This is a genomic window from Sphingobacterium sp. UBA5996 (assembly GCF_002429765.1).
Lineage (GTDB): Bacteria > Bacteroidota > Bacteroidia > Sphingobacteriales > Sphingobacteriaceae > Sphingobacterium.
The window spans coordinates 179,363-198,408 of record NZ_DJAS01000023.1; the positions used below are offsets into that span (position 1 = coordinate 179,363).

The window sequence follows — 19,046 nt, forward strand, 5'->3', positions numbered from 1 at the left end:
TGTTTGTTTTGTTGGTTTAGTTTATAATATTGAAAGTAACATGTCCTGCTTTTTACTTCACATGTGCGTTGAATTGCAACGGTCTTTGGCTTTTTGGAGGAAAGTGTATCAATTTTTTTTAGCTCCTACCATTCCAACCGTTTTATACCTTTTGCCAGGCAGGGCGTGAATGAATGATTGCATTTCGAGTTCCAGTAGGATTAATGCCAATTTGCTTTGCGGCCATTTTGTGAGTTCAATCAAGTGATCTAATTCGAGTTGTCCCTTTTGTTGAATGAGTGTAAAGAGGAGTTGCTGATCTTTTGTCAGTGTTAATGGGAGGCTAAGCTGTGGGGCAGCAGTTTTTTTTGTGATTTCCCAATTCATCAGGTATTCAAGATCCTGAAGTCCTCGAATCATATGCGCGCGGTTGGTTTTGATGAGGTAGTTTGTACCTTCAGCGCTTTTTTCATAAATGGAACCTGGGAAAGCACATACATCTCGGTTGTAGCTGTTGGCCAGTTCTGCGGTGATCAAAGCACCGCCTTTAATGGCTGCCTCCACGACAATGGTGACATCGGCGATTCCTGCTATAATTCGATTGCGCATAGGGAAGTTACCGCGTTCGGGTAAGGTATTGGATGTAAATTCTGTCAGTAAGCCGCCATGGTCTAACATTTTTGCAGCAAGCTCGCGATGGGATGCTGGATAAATTCGATCGAGACCATGTCCTAATACGGCAATGGTAGGTAGATGGTTTTTTAATGCATTGCGATGTGCCAATGCATCTATACCATAGGCGAGACCGCTAACGATCAAGGTGTCTTTGGATCCATTCATGGCGTCCAGCAGATCTTCGCATATTTTCTGGCCATAGTGGGTTGCATGTCTAGTACCAACAATACTAATGATCTTCGAACTGTTTAGCGGCTGGTTCCCCTTATAGTAGACAACAAGCGGAGCATCTTCACATTGGCGAAGCCTGTCTGGATAATTTTCGTCTTCCAACCATAAGGCTTGTATCTGGTGTTTTTCGATAAAAGCGAGTTCTTTTTCGCAGGCGGGCATATAACTTTTGTTGTAAATTGCTTCAGCGATTGACTCCCGTATACCGAGAAGCTGCATCAATTCTCGTTTTGAATAGGTGAACACATCTGCTAGGCTATGACCTTGGTCAATGATATTGCGTGCCGTTCTAGGGCCAATGCCCTTGATTTGCGTCAAAGCTATGGGGTAAATTAGTTTCATAATTGGGTTTGTTTAAAGATAAGAAAAATATAAGTAGCTGCTGTACTTTTTGTTAGAATTGCTTGGAGCTACTGTATTTTTTGTTCCAATTAAGCAATATCGATAAGAGACGTAGGGGCGAGGTATAATATGATATGAAATATCGGTCTATTTTGGAAAGAAAGAAGAGGAATTGGTAACTTTGTTCGACTAATGATATTTTAACGATGGAAATGAAAGAACCTTTTGATATTGAATTGGGAGATATAGTTTATTCTGTCTTCCCTGAGGAGGAGGATACCTATGTTATTTTTAAAGATGGCGCTGAATACGTCAAGATTATTAAAGATAATGATACAAACTGGTTAAAATTGAATCCGGAGACAGAACTACCTATGTTTGGGATGGATGAGGAAATCAATCTCATTGGCCTAGAAATCAAAAAAGAGTTAGGACATTAACTTTTTTAGTTAAAGATAGTTAAAAGGCGGTTAAAGATTTTTTAACCTTATTTTTAATTGATTATTTTTAGTTAATCAATTGTAAATATGGTACGGATCGCATTGCTATCTTTATTGTTTTTTTGTGTCTATTTTTCATTTTATCGGGAGAGGCTTTTTGCCTATCCGATGGTTTCTTATGATCAGGATACTATTGAGAAAAGAGGAAGTAAACGAGATACACTTCTATTGGATACTGTTTTGATCAAACGTAAATCTGCTGGGGATAAATCCATCTTTTTTTGGGGCGATACGAAAAACATGGTTACACTTTCCCATCAAGGTGGGATTGCTGTCAATCTAAACAAGCTTTACAATAAATTCAGCCGGAAGGGACGAAATTCAAGGAAGCTCCAGCGTCAGTTTGAAAAGGAATACCATCAGGATCTGATCCGGGAAGAATGGTATCCGCTGACGCAGGAGTATAGTAAGTTGTCGGGAGATTCGTTGCGCAAATTTAGGATATACTATGAGCCCTCCTTAAAATGGCTTCGAGATAATGATCGTTATGAGAAGATCGCTTATATCCATCAGTGTTTAACGAACTACATCGATTCTGTAGACATTATCCATAGGCGGCTACAGTTTCCAATGGGTAATGCCAAGCTTTAACTACATCGGTACATATACCAGATATTTTGTGTCGAAGAAGTCTTCTTTAAAGTAATCTGATAGTGGATGTAATTCTGCTTTGAGTTTGGATTCTTTGATTTCTTCACTGAGATCGCCCCCTTTTAGATAAAGAATACCATTGGGAATTCCGTTTTTATCTTTTTTTGAAAACTTGTTTCTTATCCAAGGTGTAAATTCTGCGAGTCTTGTTACCGCTCTTGATAGCACAAAATCATATTTGTCGTCGAGTTGTTCGGCACGGATGTGGTCTGCTTCGACATTGTTAAGCCCTAATCCGGAGGCAACTTCACGTACGACTTTTATTTTTTTTCCAATCGAGTCGACTAAGTGGAATTTGACTTCAGGAAACATAATGGCCATTGGAATGCCCGGAAAGCCTCCTCCGGTCCCGACGTCCAAAATTTGAGTTCCAGGTGTAAACTCTTGGACAAATTTGGCGATACCTAACGAGTGTAATACATGATGCAGGTAGAGGCTATCAATATCTTTACGTGAAATGACATTGATTTGGCTATTCCAAAACGTATATAGATCGGCTAGTTTTGCAAACTGCTCTTTTTGACTATCGGTCAGTTTTGGAAAATAATTATAGATGATATCGACTGTTGGATTCAAAGTGTGATATTTTAAATGTGAACTATTTCCAGCTTATTTTTTTCTTTTTTCGGCTGAACATACCATTGATGCAAATATAGAAATAGTAGATGAAGTCTACCAAAGGCAACCACCAAATCAGTTCCTTTACAGCTAGTTTTTTATAGATGTTGTTAAATATTATCCATTGTGCAATAAGCCGAAGGAGGTAGGCACTCAAAGGCACATACCAGTACATTGGGAAAGCAACTGTGGTCGCAATGATCGTTATGTAAAAAAGGAATGCGGATACCAGCTGGGTACCCAGCATGCGTTGATGACGTTTTTTATAAATAGTAGATGCACCTGAATGCCTTGCTTTTTGTTTGTAGTAGCTTTTCCAAGTCGTTTTGGGTTCCGAATAGACAATGGATTCTGCCGACAGTACGATGTTGACATTGATCGGATTTGCATTTTGGTTGACAAAGAGATCATCATCGCCAGATTTAATATGCATGTGGGCCGCAAACCCTTTGTTTCGAAAGAAGAGATCTTTTTTGTAGGCCATATTCCGACCGACCCCCATATAAGCATCCCCCTTCAGGGCATAGGAGAAATAACTCATGGCCGTATGACTGGTTTCAAATCGAATCAATAGATTTAATAAGCTTTTTTTCTTAAAATACGGGGAATAGCCGAGCACAATTTCTGTTTCAGGTCTGAAAGCGGCTGCGACTTCTTTAAGCCACTGATTGGATTGTGGTGCACAGTCGGCATCAGTAAACACCAGTGTCTGGTGTTTTGAAGCCTTGATACCCATACTTACGGCGAACTTTTTGCCATGTTTTAAGCGGATATGTTCTTTGATATCGACAATTTTTAAATGCGGATATTTTGCTTCGAATTCATGTAATATCCAAGGCGTATTGTCTGTCGAAAAATCATTGACAACGATTACTTCAAAATTAGGATAGTCTTGATGCATTATGTCCGGGAGGAATTGGGCGATATTATCCTGTTCATTGTGTGCACAAATAATTACGGATAACGGCGGGAATTCCGTTCCTTCTTGTACTGGGGGAATTTGATAACGGCTCAATTTACTATATACAAATAAGATGTAGTATAATTGTATACATAGAAAAAGGCCCAATACTCCGAAAGCAATATAGGGGAGATTGGCCAAAAATACGTGAAGGTCAAGCATAGCTCACAAAGATAAGTGCTTTCCACAACTTTTTTACAGCTGAAAAATGATAATTTATTTTTGAAACATCCTGTTTGCAAATCTTTTTATAGTATTTTTGCAACATATTCTAGGGATGAATCCCAATTTAGGTGGGTATTAGGTAGGTTATCGTAGTTTTTTAAGCTATAAATAATTGATAATGAGCTTGTAGTTAGTTGTAGGCAAATACTTATGGCGCCATCTTTCTGGCAAATCATCCTTTAAAATAGAAATAGTCTCAGAGGAAAAATATTAATGAAATTTACGCTACAAGCACAAGATAAGCTGTCTAAAGCACGTGCAGGTGTTGTCGAAACTGCACACGGTCCCATTCAAACACCTATTTTTATGCCTGTTGGTACGGCAGGTACAGTGAAAGCAATTCATCAACATGAATTGAAGAATGATATTGAAGCGCAGATTATTTTGGGTAATACCTATCATTTGTATTTACGACCAGGATTGAATGTATTGAATAAAGCGGGAGGATTGCACAAGTTTAACGGTTGGGATGGTCCTATTTTGACCGATTCGGGTGGTTATCAGGTGTATTCATTGACTGAAGTACGTAAGATTAAAGAAGAGGGGGTTACCTTTCGCTCTCATATTGATGGATCAAAGCATCTATTTACACCAGAAAATGTAATGGATACGCAACGTATTATCGGTGCCGATATCATTATGGCATTTGATGAGTGTACACCGTATCCATGTGATTATAATTATGCACGTCGTTCTTTGGATATGACGCATCGCTGGCTGAAACGTTGTGTGGATCGTTTTGATAGTACGGATCCGCTTTATGGCTATGATCAAACTTTATTTCCAATTGTTCAAGGTTCTGTTTATAAAGATTTAAGAATAAAATCTGCGGAGACTATTGCCTCATTTAATCGTGATGGGAATGCGATTGGCGGATTGTCGGTAGGGGAGCCTGCGGAAGAAATGTACGCGATGACCGAGGTTGTCTGCGATATCTTGCCGCATGACAAGCCACGTTATCTTATGGGGGTGGGTACACCGGTGAATATTCTTGAAAACATTGCGTTAGGGGTGGATATGTTCGATTGTGTCATGCCAACCCGCAATGCCAGAAATGGTATGCTGTTCACACAAAATGGGATTATCAATATCAAAAATGAAAAGTGGAAAGATGATTTTTCGCCAATAGAAGTGGAAAGCGATTTGCATGCAGATCAATTTTATTCAAAAGCTTATCTTCGACATTTGATTAAATCGCAAGAAATTCTTGGAGCACAAATTGCTTCTTTACATAATTTACATTTTTACCTTTGGTTGGTTAATCAGGCTAGGGAGCGAATCATTGATGGGACTTTCTACGATTGGAAAAGCAAAATGGTGAAAATATTGGATCAACGTTTATAAGACTAACTCGTTCAAGGAAATGCTGTCGTTAATCGATCGTTACATTATTAAAAAGTATCTATCTACTTTTTTATTCACCATGGCCATATTTACTGTTGTCATGGTGGTTTTCGACGTGTCCGAACGATTGGATGATTTTTTAAAGTATCATGCTCCTCTAGATAAGATTATTTTTGAGTACTATGCTGGGTTCATTCCTTTTTATCTGAACTTTCTTTGTCCACTGATCAATTTTATTGCGGTTATCTTCTTTACGTCAAAAATGGCGGATCAAACTGAAATTGTACCGATTCTAAGTGCTGGGTATAGTTTTAATCGGCTTCTTCGTCCTTATATGATTGCAGCTACTTTGATTTTTGCCGTTTCGCTGGTATTCAATATTTTTATTATTCCGAATACCAATAAGATGAAGGTTGATTTTGAAAACATCTATGTTAAGCCACCTAAGGATAATTCAAGGGTTTCTACCCATATGCAATTGGACAAAGACAGCTATGTGTATATAGACAATTTTGATAATACGACCAAAACAGGTTACGGATTTGTTCTTGAAATTTTTAAGGGGGATACGCTTAAAGAAAAAATGATGGCTGACCGTATTACTTGGGACTCAGTGGCCACGAAGTGGAAGATTGAAGGGTATACCAATCGTATTATCAATGGATTGCATGAACGCATGGAAAAAGGTACTGTTAAAGACACTACCTTAGATATGAAACCTTCGGATTTTGAGGTGCGTGATAATATGTTTACTGCAATGGATACACACGAATTAAATATTCGTATCCGTAAAGAGGAGATCCGTGGTACCGGCGTCATGAACGATTTATTGCTTGAGAAATACAAGCGTTATGTGTATCCATTTTCAGCTTTTGTACTGACCTTGATGGGTGTGGCACTGTCCTCCAAGAAAGTGCGTGGGGGGATAGGATTGAGTCTGGGTATCGGTATCGCGTTAAGTTTTACGTATATCGTCTTTATACAGTTTGCAACTATGTTTTCTTTGAAAGGGGGACTACCACCGTTGATAGCCGTATTAATTCCAAATGTTACTTTCTTTTTGGTAGCAATATATCTGGCGATTAAAGCGCCAAAATAAATTTTTGTTCAGTTTTCAATAACTTCAGTGAGCCTGCCTTATTAAGGGAAATAGTAGGTATTGCTCATCATTTCCATACACATGTATTCTAGAGAATATGACTAAAATTAAATTAAATCGGAATATTCTAATTCTGCATTTAACAATACTTATTTGGGGATTTACCGGAATTTTGGGGAGTCTGATCTCCGTATCTGCCCTTCATTTGGTATGGTATCGCGTTGCAATAGCATCTATTGCTCTGCTGATCTATTTCTTAGTGACCAAACAATCTATATTAGTTTCGAGGAAGCAGTTTCTCCAATTTTTTATGGTAGGAGCGGTGGTGGGCCTGCATTGGGTACTATTCTTCTATTCGATCAAAGTTTCTACAGTTTCAGTGACGTTGGTAACACTTTCGTCGGTGACATTATTCACGGCAATATTGGAACCTATTGTGAATAAAAAGCGCATCGCGCGTTTGGACATTGTAGTGGGGCTAGTCATTATTATCGGTATTTATACGATCTTTTCTTTTGAAACGCATTATCTAGTCGGTCTGCTGGCTGGACTTGGCTGTGCTTTTTGTGCGAGTATATTTTCAATTGCCAATGCGCGGATGGTTAAGAAATCGAGCCCTACACTGATTACGTTTTATGAGATGATGGGGGCGTGCTTTTGGATAAGCATATTGATGCTGTTTACAGGAGATTTTAATGCCGGGATGCGATTGGGACAGCAAGATTTAATCTATCTTTTATTGTTAGGTGTGGTTTGTACTGCTGTGGCTTATGTAATGGGTGTTGCTGTCATGAAGGAATTATCTGCATTTACTGTTGCGCTGACGACGAATTTAGAGCCAGTTTACGGTATTCTACTTGCGATGCTGATTTTTGGGCAAAAGGAAACAATGAGTGGTGGATTTTATCTCGGCGCCTGTATTGTTTTAGGAGCGGTGTTCACTTACCCTTATGTAAAAACCAAATTGGAAAATAGACAAAAGGATTTGGTTATCCGTAAATTGCATTAATTGAATGAGGTGCTATCCAATCTTTTTGGACAGCACCCGATTCATGTGACTTTAGACGTCTCCCATTACAGCATCGTTTCATAGATTCAATTTTCAACGGATTCATTTGACTTTTTGATCACCTTTTGTCTCTGCTCATCTACTGGAATGAAAATTCGCCAATCCCAATATTGCGCTCTTTATCTCGGTCAAGATAGATCGTGACGATTTTTCGTTCCTGCTTTCCACTGCTGTAATAGGTGTAGATTTCGGCCATAACTGCGGCAGGACCAGCTAAAGTGAGTGAATTGTCATTATAGAAATCTACTTCAATTTTGTATGTTCCATTAAGTGCTTTTTTCAATAAAAATTGTTCTGGTCCATATCCTCCGGTGAAGTCATTGCTGAGTCGGCCCCCGATTGCTGTAGCAGGATTACTATAGAAACATTTTTCTCCATTTGGATCCGTTACCCAGAGATCGATATCTGTGTTTTGTGAATTCCAGTTAATAACAACGCGGATATCCACAGGCAGGTCTGCAATCAAATTTTTGTTCACCGCAACTTTGGAGCTTGCAGCTTTGTTTGCTTTAATGAGATTATTGATTTCCATGACCAATGTTTCTTCAATACCATCATCGCGATCGGCAGCTTCTGGGGAGTAGCTCTGGGTCAAAATCCCATATAATTGTTCTAGTGCCTCCTTGAACATACCTTTGTCTTGTAAAACGAGGGCATAATCGCGGTGACTTTGAGGATCCATTGGCCGCCATTTCAACACTTTGGCTGTAATGAATAGTGCTTTGTCGTAATCTCCCCATTCGCGTAGTTTGTATGAAATGGTTTTATAGAGATCGGCATTTTCGATCTGCAGGTCAGCCAGTGCGCTTAGGATTAGTACGGCTTTTTGTGTATTCCCTCTTTTGAAGAAAAAGTTTGCAACATCAAAATAGAAAGTTGGTGTTCCCATGTACTGATTCCGAAGCTGGAGATAGGTTTTGTAGGGATCTTTGGATTGATCGAGTTCTTTGAGATAGGCCTGATCTTCTTTAATGTCGGGTATGCTGATTTTTCCACGGATGTTGTCGATGCTGTTGCCCGTTGGTACGCCCGCTACAGGTTCTTCCAAGGATTGAACAACAACGGATTCGTGAAGAACGTCGTCAGATGTGGTTGCCATTGCTAATTCGCTTGTTGCTGCCTTGGCGGTATTTGAATTGCCAACGACTGATATTCTTTTTTCGCTGGCAGCATCTGATGACCTCAATTCTTCGGCGCGTGTTGTCGCGACAGGACTGGCTGAAGCACGTGACGGAACAGGTGTAACAGGAACAACTCCGGTGGCGATCTCTTCGACAGCCATATAGTCTGTGGGCTCAATCTGCGTGTCCCGTTGTGGATATTTCTTTTTTGCCCGAAAGTCTGTATTCCACCAGGAGCGAAGTTCTTCTGCGCTATTTTCGGCTTTATCTAAGAGATTCGCTACACGCTCTTCCCTTTCGATAGCATGTTCTTTTTTGAGTGCATTAAATTGCGGAAGTAATTCTGCTGGAGGTGTTATTGCATAACGTATGTAATCTTCTACAGTTTCCAGTACAATTAGGCTAGTATTTCGCGTCACGATTCCGAACTGTTTACCCAGGGTTTCTATTTCCTCACGATTATTGTCGTATTGAAGGTCCAATGCTTCGATTTTCTTTTGTGCCCAGATCTGCTGCAGGTCAATTTCACCATGATCTTGATGCAGCGCTATGCTTACTTCTTTTGGGGTATGTTGTCCATCTCCTACAAGTAATGTGAGTTGCTTCAATCCTAGGTATTTTCCTATTCCAGCAATAGAAAAATTGGCTTGTATAGGGGTTCCTTTCTTAGGGTAAACTTCATCGAAATCATTGTGCTCTTTTATTCCCAAGTAAAGAAGATCGATTGTATTTAGATTGTGGTAGGCTTGATTTACGGAAACATTGGTCAAATTGATCATCTTTCCGCTATGTTTCTGAGCAATCTCTTTTAGGATACCGTAGTCAGATCCACTGGACGAAGTAATGCAATAAACGGGATTTTCAAGGGTAATTTCACTTTGGCCAAATGTGGAAAGTCCGTCGGTAAACAGCAGGTAATTGCTGGCTTTTATTACTCCAGGTTTTATTTGACTATAATCTGTGCCGCCATCGTAGTCCATTTGTTTGAGATAACTTTTAAGTTCATCCCAATTACCTTGTCTAACTTGAAACGTCGGTCCTTTTACAAATTGGATGTCCAATAAACCCATTTCAACCTGCATGTTAGGATTATCTTTAAAAAAGAGATCTAATAGGGCAAGTTCCTTTTCTATAGCTCTATTTTTAGTACTCAGTGAACGGTCCCAGATAATTCCGATGGTGTCGCCCCATTTTTTCTGAGTAGGTTTCACGGAATTGATGCTTGCATTGGCAAGAAAATAAAAAGTCTTATCATGATTTGTTTGAAATAAGCCCGATGACTCTTTGCTGTCTGTTGGCAGTAGAATGACCAGATTCCGCTGGGATTGAAAATGTTGTTTACGTAAAGAAGCTGTGTAATTGTTGTTGTGTTGGGAGAATGCTAGAGAACCATCTGGTTTTTCTGTGAAATCTGGTTTATGGCTGTCTTGAAGGACATGAATATCCAAGGCAAAGTTATGAATGGCAGCGGTGTAAGTTAACGGCAAATAGTAATAACGTGCCTGATCGGATTCCGTAGTTAGATTTTCGGAATAACTGATCTGAATAGTCCGTTTACCATTCGCTGGCAAAGGATAAATGCGGGTACGGAAGTTGTTACCCTCAACTTTCTCCAATAGTCCGGGGTCGACACGATGTGTTTCTATACTTTCAAAAACTTCGGTGCCTTTATTTTTATCGACTGCAACTGCTTGCCGTAATTTGCCATTGATATCTAAGGCATAGCCGCTCACCGATACGCCTTCCGGCATAGGGAATGTCAGTTCGCCCTCGAGATCGCGATTGGTTTTATTTTCAAACACCATTGTCATCGTCGTTTTGGCGATATTTCCGAAGATGGCAACCTCTACTTTTAGGTCTGCCAACACTACGTTGTCTTGCCGACCATCGTCGTTTTTAATTTTTAAACTGGGTATCTCTCGCGTAGTTCTGATCTGAGATTTTGTATCTACATTGGAAAATACCAAAACTATGAAAAGGGCAATTATGATCTTTTTCATCTTTCTATTTTTAGTAGGTGAGGGCAGAGAATGTACCGTTGATTCGCTGCACAATTAGCTATTTATTTTTGTAGTGATGCATGAAAAAGTAAAATTCCATAACTGGGTGTATTTAATTGATGCGATATGATGGAGCGTACCGATTTGCAGGCTGTAAGACGAATCGCTGCCGTGAGCAATTCAACATTTATTGTCTTGGAACGCGACGGGGAATATGTGACAGAAGCATCTCGTTCTACTGTATTTAAGAAAAATTTATAAAACAGATCTTTCTGGCGCAACGGATATCTCGGATACGAATAATACTGCAACTGGGAAATTATTTGATGGTAAAACTGCCGAGGAACTCAAAGATGCGGCTACATTGGCAAAATATACTATTAAACCAGTCCAAAAGACCATGGTTGCCGATTTTAATGACTGACATCCAGGAATTGTATCCGCATGATCAAACAGCGGGCTTGGCTGTCATTAATCCATACTTGATCGCGGTATGTAATGATGATGATTTTGGGGTAACCGGAAAAGGTTTCTATGAATCGAAAATATTGCCTTACATAAAGACCGTTGACAAAAACAGTATTTATTTTATTAAACTTAAGGACTCTTTGAAATAGGTGCTAATTATTGATGATAAAAAGGTCCGTTGAGCATTCAATGGACCTTTTTATCATTTTATACTGCGCAAGCTTTTGTTCTTATTACTAAAGATTAAACAGTGGCTTGGCATATCACTGGTATGGGGGCTCTATTGCGCGTGCCCAACTTTTATGCATTTATTGTTGCCAAGAAATCTTTGCTTTCAAGTTCGGAATATCCCATCAGGTATTCGTCTACTTTTCTGGCACACTCGCGTCCTTCAGAGATCGCCCAAACAACCAAGGATTGTCCCTTACGACAGTCTCCGGCAGTGAAAATATTGTCAATGGTGGTTTGGTAGTCTTTGTCATTCGCCAAGATATTTCCTTTTTGATCGACACGGACGCCTAGTTGTTCTAGCAGTGTATGCTCGGTATGTTGATATCCAATGGCCAATAATACGAGATCGGCTGGTATTTCACGGATTTCAGATTCGCCTAAACGGGTTCTTCGTCCGAATTCATCTACTTCGTATTGAACCTCTTTGATTTTTACAGCTTTGATATGGCCATTTTCATCTTGAACGAATTCTTGGGTTTCTGTAGCCCAAAGTCTTTCACAGCCTTCTTCTTGAGATGAGGATGTGCCAAATGTAAGCTTATCCATGGGCCAGGGGTTGCTTTTTAGCCGTTCTTTGGATGGCGTTGGTTTACGGGCAATCTGTGTGATACTTTTTGCACGGTGACGGTTGGATGTACCGATACAGTCTGATCCAGTATCACCGTCGCCAATGACCACAACATGTTTGTCTGTTGCCAGGATACGGTCCTGGTCGATCGTAATTCCGCTTACTTCTTTATTCTGTTGGGTCAAAAAGTCCATGGCAAAATGGATACCTTTGGCATCATGTCCCGGTAATTGCATATGCCAGGGTACAGTTGATCCTGTTGCCAATACAATAGCGTCATAAGCTTTTAATTCGTAAACACTTATATCTTTGCCCACTTCAGTATTCACCTTGAATTCGATTCCAGATTCTTTCATGAGGTTGATACGACGATCAATCACTGATTTTTCTAATTTAAAATCGGGAATACCATAGCGTAGTAATCCTCCAACTTGGTCATCGCGTTCGAATACAACAACATCATGACCTGCTTTATTGAGCTGTGCAGCTGCAGCCAGTCCTGCTGGGCCGGAACCGACGACAGCGATGCGCTTGCCTGTTTTTAAATAGCTTTTGTAGGCTTTGACATAGCCCTTTTTGAAAGCAATTTCGATGATGTGTTTTTCGATCTCTTCAATAGTGATCGGAGTACTATGAATACCCAGTACACAAGCCGACTCACAGGGTGCCGGACATATTCTGCCTGTAAATTCTGGGAAGTTATTGGTGGAGGATAAAATCTGATAGGCCTCTTCCCATTTTCCATCGTATACAGCATCATTAAATTCAGGGATAACATTGCCCAATGGACAGCCCGAATGGCAGAATGGAATACCGCAGTCCATACAGCGCGCGGCCTGCTTATTAAGTTCATTCTCAGAATAACCTTTGTTAAATTCCTTGAAGTGCTGTACGCGTGCTTCGACAGCTTCTTTTGTTGGAAGCACGCGCTCAAATTCTTTAAAACCTGTAATTTTTCCCATGATTTGTGCTTCCTATATTATGCTTCAACTAATTTTTGACGAATGACATTTTTGTATTCTCTTGGGAATACCTTAATGAATTTATTTTTTTCTCTTGACCAGTTTTGTAAAATAAAATCTGCTCTGCGACTATTGGTAAGCAAGATATGACGTTTTAACAAAGCAATAATTGCGGTTTCGTCTTCACTTTCCAATGGATCTAAGTCAACCATTTCTTGATTACAATTATCGCGGAAATCTTCGTTAATGTCGTAGATCCATGCGATACCGCCACTCATTCCGGCAGCGAAATTACGGCCTGTTGCACCCAAAATCAGCGCTCGGCCTCCGGTCATGTATTCACAACCGTGGTCTCCAACTCCTTCAACCACGGCGGTAGCTCCTGAGTTACGTACGGCGAAACGTTCACCTGCCTGCCCATTGACGAATAGATGACCCGAGGTTGCACCAAATAGTGCTACGTTGCCAATAATGATATTATCTTCTGGTACAAGCGCACTTTCTGCTACTGGATAGATTGCTAACTGAGCTCCTGATAATCCTTTTCCAACATAATCGTTGGCTTCACCTTGTAACTCAAAGGAAAGGCCTTTGGTAGAAAATGCGCCGAAGCTCTGTCCCGCAGAACCTTCAAATTTGAAGTTGATGGTGTTGTCAGGTAGGCCTTCGGAACCGTAGAGTTTGGAGATTTCGTTGGACAGCATTGTTCCTATGGTACGGTCTGTATTTTTTACTTTAAAGGTGCCAAATACAGGCGTTTTGGTATCTAGCGCTAATTTAGACTGTTTCAATAAGCCCCAATCTAAAATCATGGCCATACCGTGATCTTGCTCTTCGGTATTGTATAGTGATTGTCCAGGTTCGTTGCGCTCTACGTGCAATATATCGGTAAAGTCAATTTTCTTGGCTTTCCAATGATCTATATTCTCGCGTTTTTTTAAGAACTGAGCTCGTCCAACCATTTCGTTGATGGTGCGGAATCCAAGATAAGCCATTGTTTCGCGCACTTCTTCTGCCAAGAAAGTGAATAAGTTGACAATATCTTCTGGTTTTCCAGAGAACAGTTTCCGTAATTCGGGGTCTTGGGTTGCTACCCCCACGGGACAGGTGTTCAAGTGGCATTTGCGCATCATGATACAACCGCCGGCCACTAGGGCAGCAGTGGACACACCCCACTCTTCGGCTCCTAATAGTGTTGCAATGATGATGTCACGACCTGTTTTTACCTGACCATCAGCTTGAAGTACTACGCGGCTGCGCAATTTGTTTTTCACCAGTGTCTGATGGGCTTCTGCAAGACCCAATTCCCAAGGTAATCCCGCGTGTTTGATTGAGCTGATTGGGGATGCACCTGTTCCGCCGTCAAAACCTGCAATGAGGATGACGTCGGCGTGAGCTTTCGCAACTCCGGCAGCAATCGTGCCGACGCCTGCTTTAGATACTAATTTTACGTTGATTCTTGCTTGGCGGTTGGCATTCTTTAAGTCAAAGATGAGCTGTGCTAAATCTTCGATAGAGTAAATGTCATGATGCGGTGGAGGGGAGATTAGTCCTACACCGGGTGTTGAATGCCGGGTTTTTGCGATCCAGGCATCAACTTTAGGTCCTGGTAATTGTCCCCCTTCACCTGGTTTGGCTCCTTGCGCCATCTTAATCTGTAACTCATCTGCTTGCGTCAGGTAATTGGATGTAACACCAAAACGTGCCGAAGCGACTTGTTTGATTGCTGAACGCATGGAGTCTCCATTTGGGAGGGGTTTATAACGCAATTCATCCTCTCCACCTTCACCGGTATTGGATTTTGCTCCGATACGGTTCATGGCTATGGCGAGTGTACTGTGTGCTTCGTGCGAGATTGAACCAAAAGACATGGCACCTGTAGCGAAACGTTTAAGGATCTCACTGGCAGGTTCTACTTGTTCTAGTGGAATGGAATTGCGATGTTTTGCAAAGTCCAGTAATCCACGAAGGGTAAACATATGTTCTTTTTGCTCGTTGATTTTCTGCGCGTATTTTTTATAGGTCGCGTAGTCTCCAGTGCGACAGGCCTGTTGTAAGAGGTGGATTGTGTCTGGATTCCAAAGGTGTCCTTCACCTCGGCGTTTCCATTGGTAAATACCACCTTCTGGCAATAGATTTTGTGGGGTACGGCTTTTTTCGAATCCGCGCCAGTGTTTTGAGAGTGCTTCTTTAGCAAGATCATCTAAGGTCATGCCACCAATGCGTGAAACAGCTCCACAAAAGAATTTATCGACGACAGATTTGTCGATACCGAGCACTTCGAAGATCTGCGCTCCGTGATAGGATTGTAATGTTGAGATTCCCATTTTAGAGAAAATTTTCAACAATCCATTGTTGACGGCTTTCACGTAGTTTTTGGATAATTCTGGCCATGTCAGTTCGGTATCCAATGTATTTTGTTCTTTCATGGTACGGATACTGGCTAATGCCATATAGGGATTGATAGCTGTAGCACCGAATGCCAATAAGCAAGCGAAGTGATGCACTTCCCAAGCATCGCCCGCTTCAACCACTAACCCTACTGCACCGCGATTTCCGGTTTTGATCAAATGGTGGTGCACCGCCGATACAGCGAGTAAGGAAGGGATCGCAGCGTGTTTGGAGTCGATTGCGCGATCCGAAAGGATTAAGACTTCAAAACCATCACGCACAGCATCATCAGCATAGCGACACAGGCGCTCTAGACCTGCTTCTAACGCCCCAGGCTTGCCATCTGAGCGGAAGTAGGATTGAATGGTTTTTGCTTGGAATAACCCTGTATCGATGGAACGCAATTTTTCCAGTTCTTTGGAGGTTAAGATCGGATGTGGTAAAGTTACACAGTGACAGAATTTTTTGTCTTCGATCAGAATATTGCCGGCGTTACCGATGAATGTTGCTAAACTCATGACCAAGCGTTCGCGAATCGGATCGATTGGTGGGTTGGTTACTTGGGCAAAAAATTGCTTAAAATAACTTGAAATATGCTGTGGTTGGTCCGAGAGTATCGCTAAGGGGACATCTGAACCCATTGATCCGGTGGGTTCGTACCCTGTTAAAGCCATTGGGGTCAGGATCGTTTCTAGATCTTCCCGGGAGAAACCAAATGTCTTCTGATATTTGAATACGGAATCTTTGGAAAGGTAGGTGTAGGTAACTCGAGGTTCTTCGAGTTCTTCTAATTTGATTTTATAATTGTCTAACCATTCGCTGTAGGGTTGTTGATTGATCAATTGATCTTTTACTTCTTTATCGGTAAGGATACGGCCCTGTTCCATGTCGACAAGAAAAATCTTACCTGCTTGTTGCCTTCCTTTTTTGATGATGGTAGATTCGTCGATTGGAAGTGCCCCAGCTTCAGAAGCAACCACAACGCGGTCGTCAGAAGTGACGGCATAGCGCAACGGACGGAGGCCGTTACGGTCTAACGTAGCGCCAATGTGTTTACCATCGGTAAAACAAAGCGCTGCAGGACCATCCCAAGGTTCCATTAATGTGGCGTGATATTCGTAGAAAGCGCGTTTTAACGGATCCATTTGTGTGTTGCCATCCCAAGCTTCAGGAACTAACATTAACATGACATGGGTTAAACTACGGCCGCTATGTAAAAGCAATTCGGCAACATTATCGAGACATGCAGAGTCTGACTGACCACGGTCTACAACAGGGAGCAGGATTTCCATTTCCTCTTCTGTAAAGTAAGGCGATGATAATGCACGCATGCCTGCATAAAACCAATTGAGGTTACCTGTCAAGGTGTTGATCTCGCCATTGTGTGCCAACATCCGGAAAGGCTGTGCGAGTGACCATGAAGGGAATGTATTGGTTGAAAAACGAGAGTGAACTAATCCGAAAGCAGATACTACACGAGGATCGCGTAAATCGAGATAATAGGTTCCGACTTGGTATGTTGTTAATTGACCTTTGTAAATAATTGTTTTGCAAGAAAGGGATGCAAAGTAAAGTGGGAGAGGGTATTCTTGTTGTTGTTTAACTTTTTGGATGATCAGGCGACGTAGTACAAAAAGCTTGCGTTCAAATTCTTCAGTGTTTGAAACGCCGTCCGGTCTGCTGACAAAAAATTGGACAATCTCGGGTTCCGCACTGAGCGCTGTTGGTCCAATACCTTCACGATTGACAGGTACTGGACGGTAACCAAGGAATTTCATACCCCTTTCTACTGCCGCTTCTTCAATTAAATCCCGACATATTTTGTTCATGTCTTCTTCTTTAGGAAGAAACACCATACCTGTGCCATAATAACCTGGTTCCTCCAATTGTATACCCAAGCTGATACATTCTTCCCATAAAAATTCATGGGGAAGTTGGATCATGATACCTGCTCCGTCACCACTTTCTGGATCACAACCGCAAGCACCCCGGTGCTCCATATTTTCCAGCATGGTCAATGCATCTTTTACTTGTGCGTGTGATTTATTCCCTTTGATATGGGCAACAAAGCCTACCCCACAGGCGTCATGCTCAAAATTAGGGTCGTAAAGGCCCTCCGTTTTCGGTCTTTGTTCGATCATCTTTCCTTTTCAAATAATTATAATTGCTAATATAGGAATAAAAAACTTAAATATTATAAAAATTATAATGAAAATGTGTTTAATTTAATTTTATTACTTCTTTTAGTGTGTTTTATTGCTGATATTGTATTTAACGATTACGACTGTTGATAGCTGTTTACGCGTACCTGAAATATGCATCATTTGGCAATATTTTTATATTGTATATGGGAAATGCATCTCAAGATTGCGATAATATATATAAATTAGGCAAAGTATTGCATATCCTTTATACGGTATCGCTATGGCTTAACTAAAGAGAATAAGATGAAAATAACTGAAATTGAAATTTATCGATTAAGTATACCAATGGAACCTTTTGTGATTGCGACTGGTACGATGGATTATGCTCAGAATACGTTTATACGTATTCATACTGACGCCAACTTCTATGGTGTGGGTGAATGTTCAGCGTTTCCGATGATCGTAGGAGAAACACAAGATACCTGTTTAGTGCTGGCAAGAGATTTTGCAAAGATCTGGAAGGGGCGCGATCCTTTGGCTATAGAAGAACGATTGGCTGAATTGGACTTATATATTGCGGGCAACAAAACAATTAAATCAGCTTTTGATATGGCCTTGCATGATTTAGCGGCCAAACATGCTGGTCTGCCGCTTTATCAGTTTCTAAAGGGAACGAAGCGGGAAATTACGACAGATATCACCTTAGGGATTGCTTCTCCGGAAGAGATGGCACTGAAAGCAAAGCGTTTACAGGACGAAGGTGCGGTCATGTTGAAAGTTAAACTGGGGAAGGATCCGAAAATAGACATTGCACGTATTCGAGAAATACGTAAGGCTGTTGGATTCGAGATGCCTATTCGCGTTGATGCAAATCAAGGTTGGTCTTATGCGGGTGCAATAGAAGCATTGCGGGGATTAGAGCCTTTTAAGATACAATTTTGTGAACAGCCTATGCGTACATGGAACGATGAGTATTTGCCTCAGTTGCGCGCAGAAACAATTGTTCCTGTGATGGCGGATGAATCGGTTTATTCTCACCATGACGCGGAGCGCCTCTGTAAAGCCGGTGCTTGCGATTATATCAATATTAAATTTTCAAAATCAGGTGGTATTCAAGAAGCTTTAAAAATTCATGATATTGCCGCTGAATATGGGATTATCTGTATGATCGGTGGCATGTTGGAATCGCGACTTGCGTTGGCGGCAAAAGTACATTTTGCGTATGCTGCTCCACATGTCAAGTTTTTTGATTTGGATACCTGTATGGTTGGCCATCTTAAAGATCCCGTGATCGGAGGTATTCAATATGAAGGATATAAAATACATATTTCAGACGAAATTGGTATCGGGGCTGATATAGACCAAGTGTTCTTGGATAGTTGTGAGAAATGGATCATTTAAATTGTGGTAAATTATGAATAGTATGAATTGGGGAATAGGGATACAAGAGATTATTGTTCTGATTAT

General features: G+C 41.0%; 13 protein-coding genes. 7 read left to right on the top strand and 6 right to left on the bottom strand.

Annotated features, from left to right (window positions below; translation table 11 throughout):
• Positions 1-108: 108 nt before the first annotated feature.
• Positions 109-1,227 carry a DNA-processing protein DprA gene (gene dprA, locus B3E00_RS17705; RefSeq protein WP_209578634.1) on the bottom strand — a complete coding sequence of 373 codons (1,119 nt, stop codon included), beginning with the start codon at positions 1,225-1,227 and terminating at the stop codon, positions 109-111.
• Between the two features lie 212 nt (positions 1,228-1,439).
• On the opposite strand from dprA, the gene B3E00_RS17710 reads away from it, so the two are divergent.
• Positions 1,440-1,667, top strand: coding sequence for a hypothetical protein (locus tag B3E00_RS17710; protein WP_380818322.1), 228 nt, complete (start codon positions 1,440-1,442; stop codon positions 1,665-1,667).
• A gap of 87 nt (positions 1,668-1,754) precedes the next feature.
• Positions 1,755-2,318 (top strand): hypothetical protein, encoded by a 564-nt coding sequence (locus tag B3E00_RS17715; RefSeq protein WP_209578632.1) that lies wholly within the window; start codon positions 1,755-1,757, stop codon positions 2,316-2,318.
• Here the strand turns inward: B3E00_RS17715 and rsmG are convergent, their stop codons facing one another.
• Both rsmG and B3E00_RS17725 read right to left on the bottom strand, forming a co-directional pair.
• Complete coding sequence (gene rsmG / locus B3E00_RS17720; RefSeq protein WP_209578631.1) at positions 2,319-2,954, bottom strand: 16S rRNA (guanine(527)-N(7))-methyltransferase RsmG; 636 nt, start codon at positions 2,952-2,954, stop codon at positions 2,319-2,321. It lies immediately after the preceding gene.
• Between the two features lie 22 nt (positions 2,955-2,976).
• Complete coding sequence (locus B3E00_RS17725; RefSeq protein WP_293939542.1) at positions 2,977-4,119, bottom strand: glycosyltransferase; 1,143 nt, start codon at positions 4,117-4,119, stop codon at positions 2,977-2,979.
• Between the two features lie 276 nt (positions 4,120-4,395).
• Between B3E00_RS17725 and tgt the strand changes: the two genes are divergently transcribed.
• From tgt to B3E00_RS17740, 3 genes are all read left to right on the top strand, one after another.
• Positions 4,396-5,526, top strand: a complete 1,131-nt coding sequence (gene tgt / locus B3E00_RS17730) for a tRNA guanosine(34) transglycosylase Tgt (RefSeq protein ID WP_209578629.1) — start codon at positions 4,396-4,398, stop codon at positions 5,524-5,526.
• A 22-nt stretch (positions 5,527-5,548) separates the two neighbouring features.
• The gene (locus B3E00_RS17735; protein WP_209578762.1) at positions 5,549-6,625 is read left to right on the top strand and encodes an LptF/LptG family permease; all 1,077 of its coding nucleotides are present in this window, start codon (positions 5,549-5,551) and stop codon (positions 6,623-6,625) included.
• 97 nt (positions 6,626-6,722) lie between these two features.
• A complete protein-coding gene (locus B3E00_RS17740; RefSeq protein ID WP_209578628.1) occupies positions 6,723-7,634 on the top strand; it encodes a DMT family transporter in 912 nt (303 codons plus the stop codon).
• 139 nt (positions 7,635-7,773) lie between these two features.
• Here the strand turns inward: B3E00_RS17740 and B3E00_RS17745 are convergent, their stop codons facing one another.
• Positions 7,774-10,815, bottom strand: coding sequence for a VIT domain-containing protein (locus B3E00_RS17745; protein WP_209578627.1), 3,042 nt, complete (start codon positions 10,813-10,815; stop codon positions 7,774-7,776).
• A gap of 126 nt (positions 10,816-10,941) precedes the next feature.
• Here B3E00_RS17745 and B3E00_RS17750 point away from each other — a divergent pair, with 126 nt between their 5' ends.
• Positions 10,942-11,076 carry a hypothetical protein gene (locus tag B3E00_RS17750; RefSeq protein WP_293939545.1) on the top strand — a complete coding sequence of 45 codons (135 nt, stop codon included), beginning with the start codon at positions 10,942-10,944 and terminating at the stop codon, positions 11,074-11,076.
• Between the two features lie 507 nt (positions 11,077-11,583).
• Here B3E00_RS17750 and B3E00_RS17755 read toward each other — a convergent pair.
• On the bottom strand, positions 11,584-13,044 hold the full coding sequence (locus B3E00_RS17755) for a glutamate synthase subunit beta (protein ID WP_293879575.1): 1,461 nt from the start codon (positions 13,042-13,044) through the stop codon (positions 11,584-11,586).
• A gap of 17 nt (positions 13,045-13,061) precedes the next feature.
• The gene (gene gltB / locus B3E00_RS17760; protein WP_293886092.1) at positions 13,062-17,576 is read right to left on the bottom strand and encodes a glutamate synthase large subunit; all 4,515 of its coding nucleotides are present in this window, start codon (positions 17,574-17,576) and stop codon (positions 13,062-13,064) included.
• A 306-nt stretch (positions 17,577-17,882) separates the two neighbouring features.
• On the opposite strand from gltB, the gene B3E00_RS17765 reads away from it, so the two are divergent.
• Complete coding sequence (locus B3E00_RS17765; protein ID WP_293939547.1) at positions 17,883-18,980, top strand: mandelate racemase/muconate lactonizing enzyme family protein; 1,098 nt, start codon at positions 17,883-17,885, stop codon at positions 18,978-18,980.
• Positions 18,981-19,046 lie beyond the last annotated feature (66 nt).

What these genes read in the sequence shown, in the direction of transcription:
- dprA (WP_209578634.1), bottom strand. Translation starts at nt 1,227, where the DNA reads ATGAAACTAATTTACCCCATAGCTTTGACGCAAATCAAGGGCATTGGC.
- B3E00_RS17740 (WP_209578628.1), top strand. Translation starts at nt 6,723, where the DNA reads ATGACTAAAATTAAATTAAATCGGAATATTCTAATTCTGCATTTAACA.
- B3E00_RS17750 (WP_293939545.1), top strand. Translation starts at nt 10,942, where the DNA reads ATGATGGAGCGTACCGATTTGCAGGCTGTAAGACGAATCGCTGCCGTG.
- B3E00_RS17765 (WP_293939547.1), top strand. Translation starts at nt 17,883, where the DNA reads ATGAAAATAACTGAAATTGAAATTTATCGATTAAGTATACCAATGGAA.
- B3E00_RS17710 (WP_380818322.1), top strand. Translation starts at nt 1,440, where the DNA reads ATGAAAGAACCTTTTGATATTGAATTGGGAGATATAGTTTATTCTGTC.
- B3E00_RS17725 (WP_293939542.1), bottom strand. Translation starts at nt 4,119, where the DNA reads ATGCTTGACCTTCACGTATTTTTGGCCAATCTCCCCTATATTGCTTTC.
- B3E00_RS17755 (WP_293879575.1), bottom strand. Translation starts at nt 13,044, where the DNA reads ATGGGAAAAATTACAGGTTTTAAAGAATTTGAGCGCGTGCTTCCAACA.
- B3E00_RS17715 (WP_209578632.1), top strand. Translation starts at nt 1,755, where the DNA reads ATGGTACGGATCGCATTGCTATCTTTATTGTTTTTTTGTGTCTATTTT.
- B3E00_RS17745 (WP_209578627.1), bottom strand. Translation starts at nt 10,815, where the DNA reads ATGAAAAAGATCATAATTGCCCTTTTCATAGTTTTGGTATTTTCCAAT.
- gltB (WP_293886092.1), bottom strand. Translation starts at nt 17,576, where the DNA reads ATGATCGAACAAAGACCGAAAACGGAGGGCCTTTACGACCCTAATTTT.
- tgt (WP_209578629.1), top strand. Translation starts at nt 4,396, where the DNA reads ATGAAATTTACGCTACAAGCACAAGATAAGCTGTCTAAAGCACGTGCA.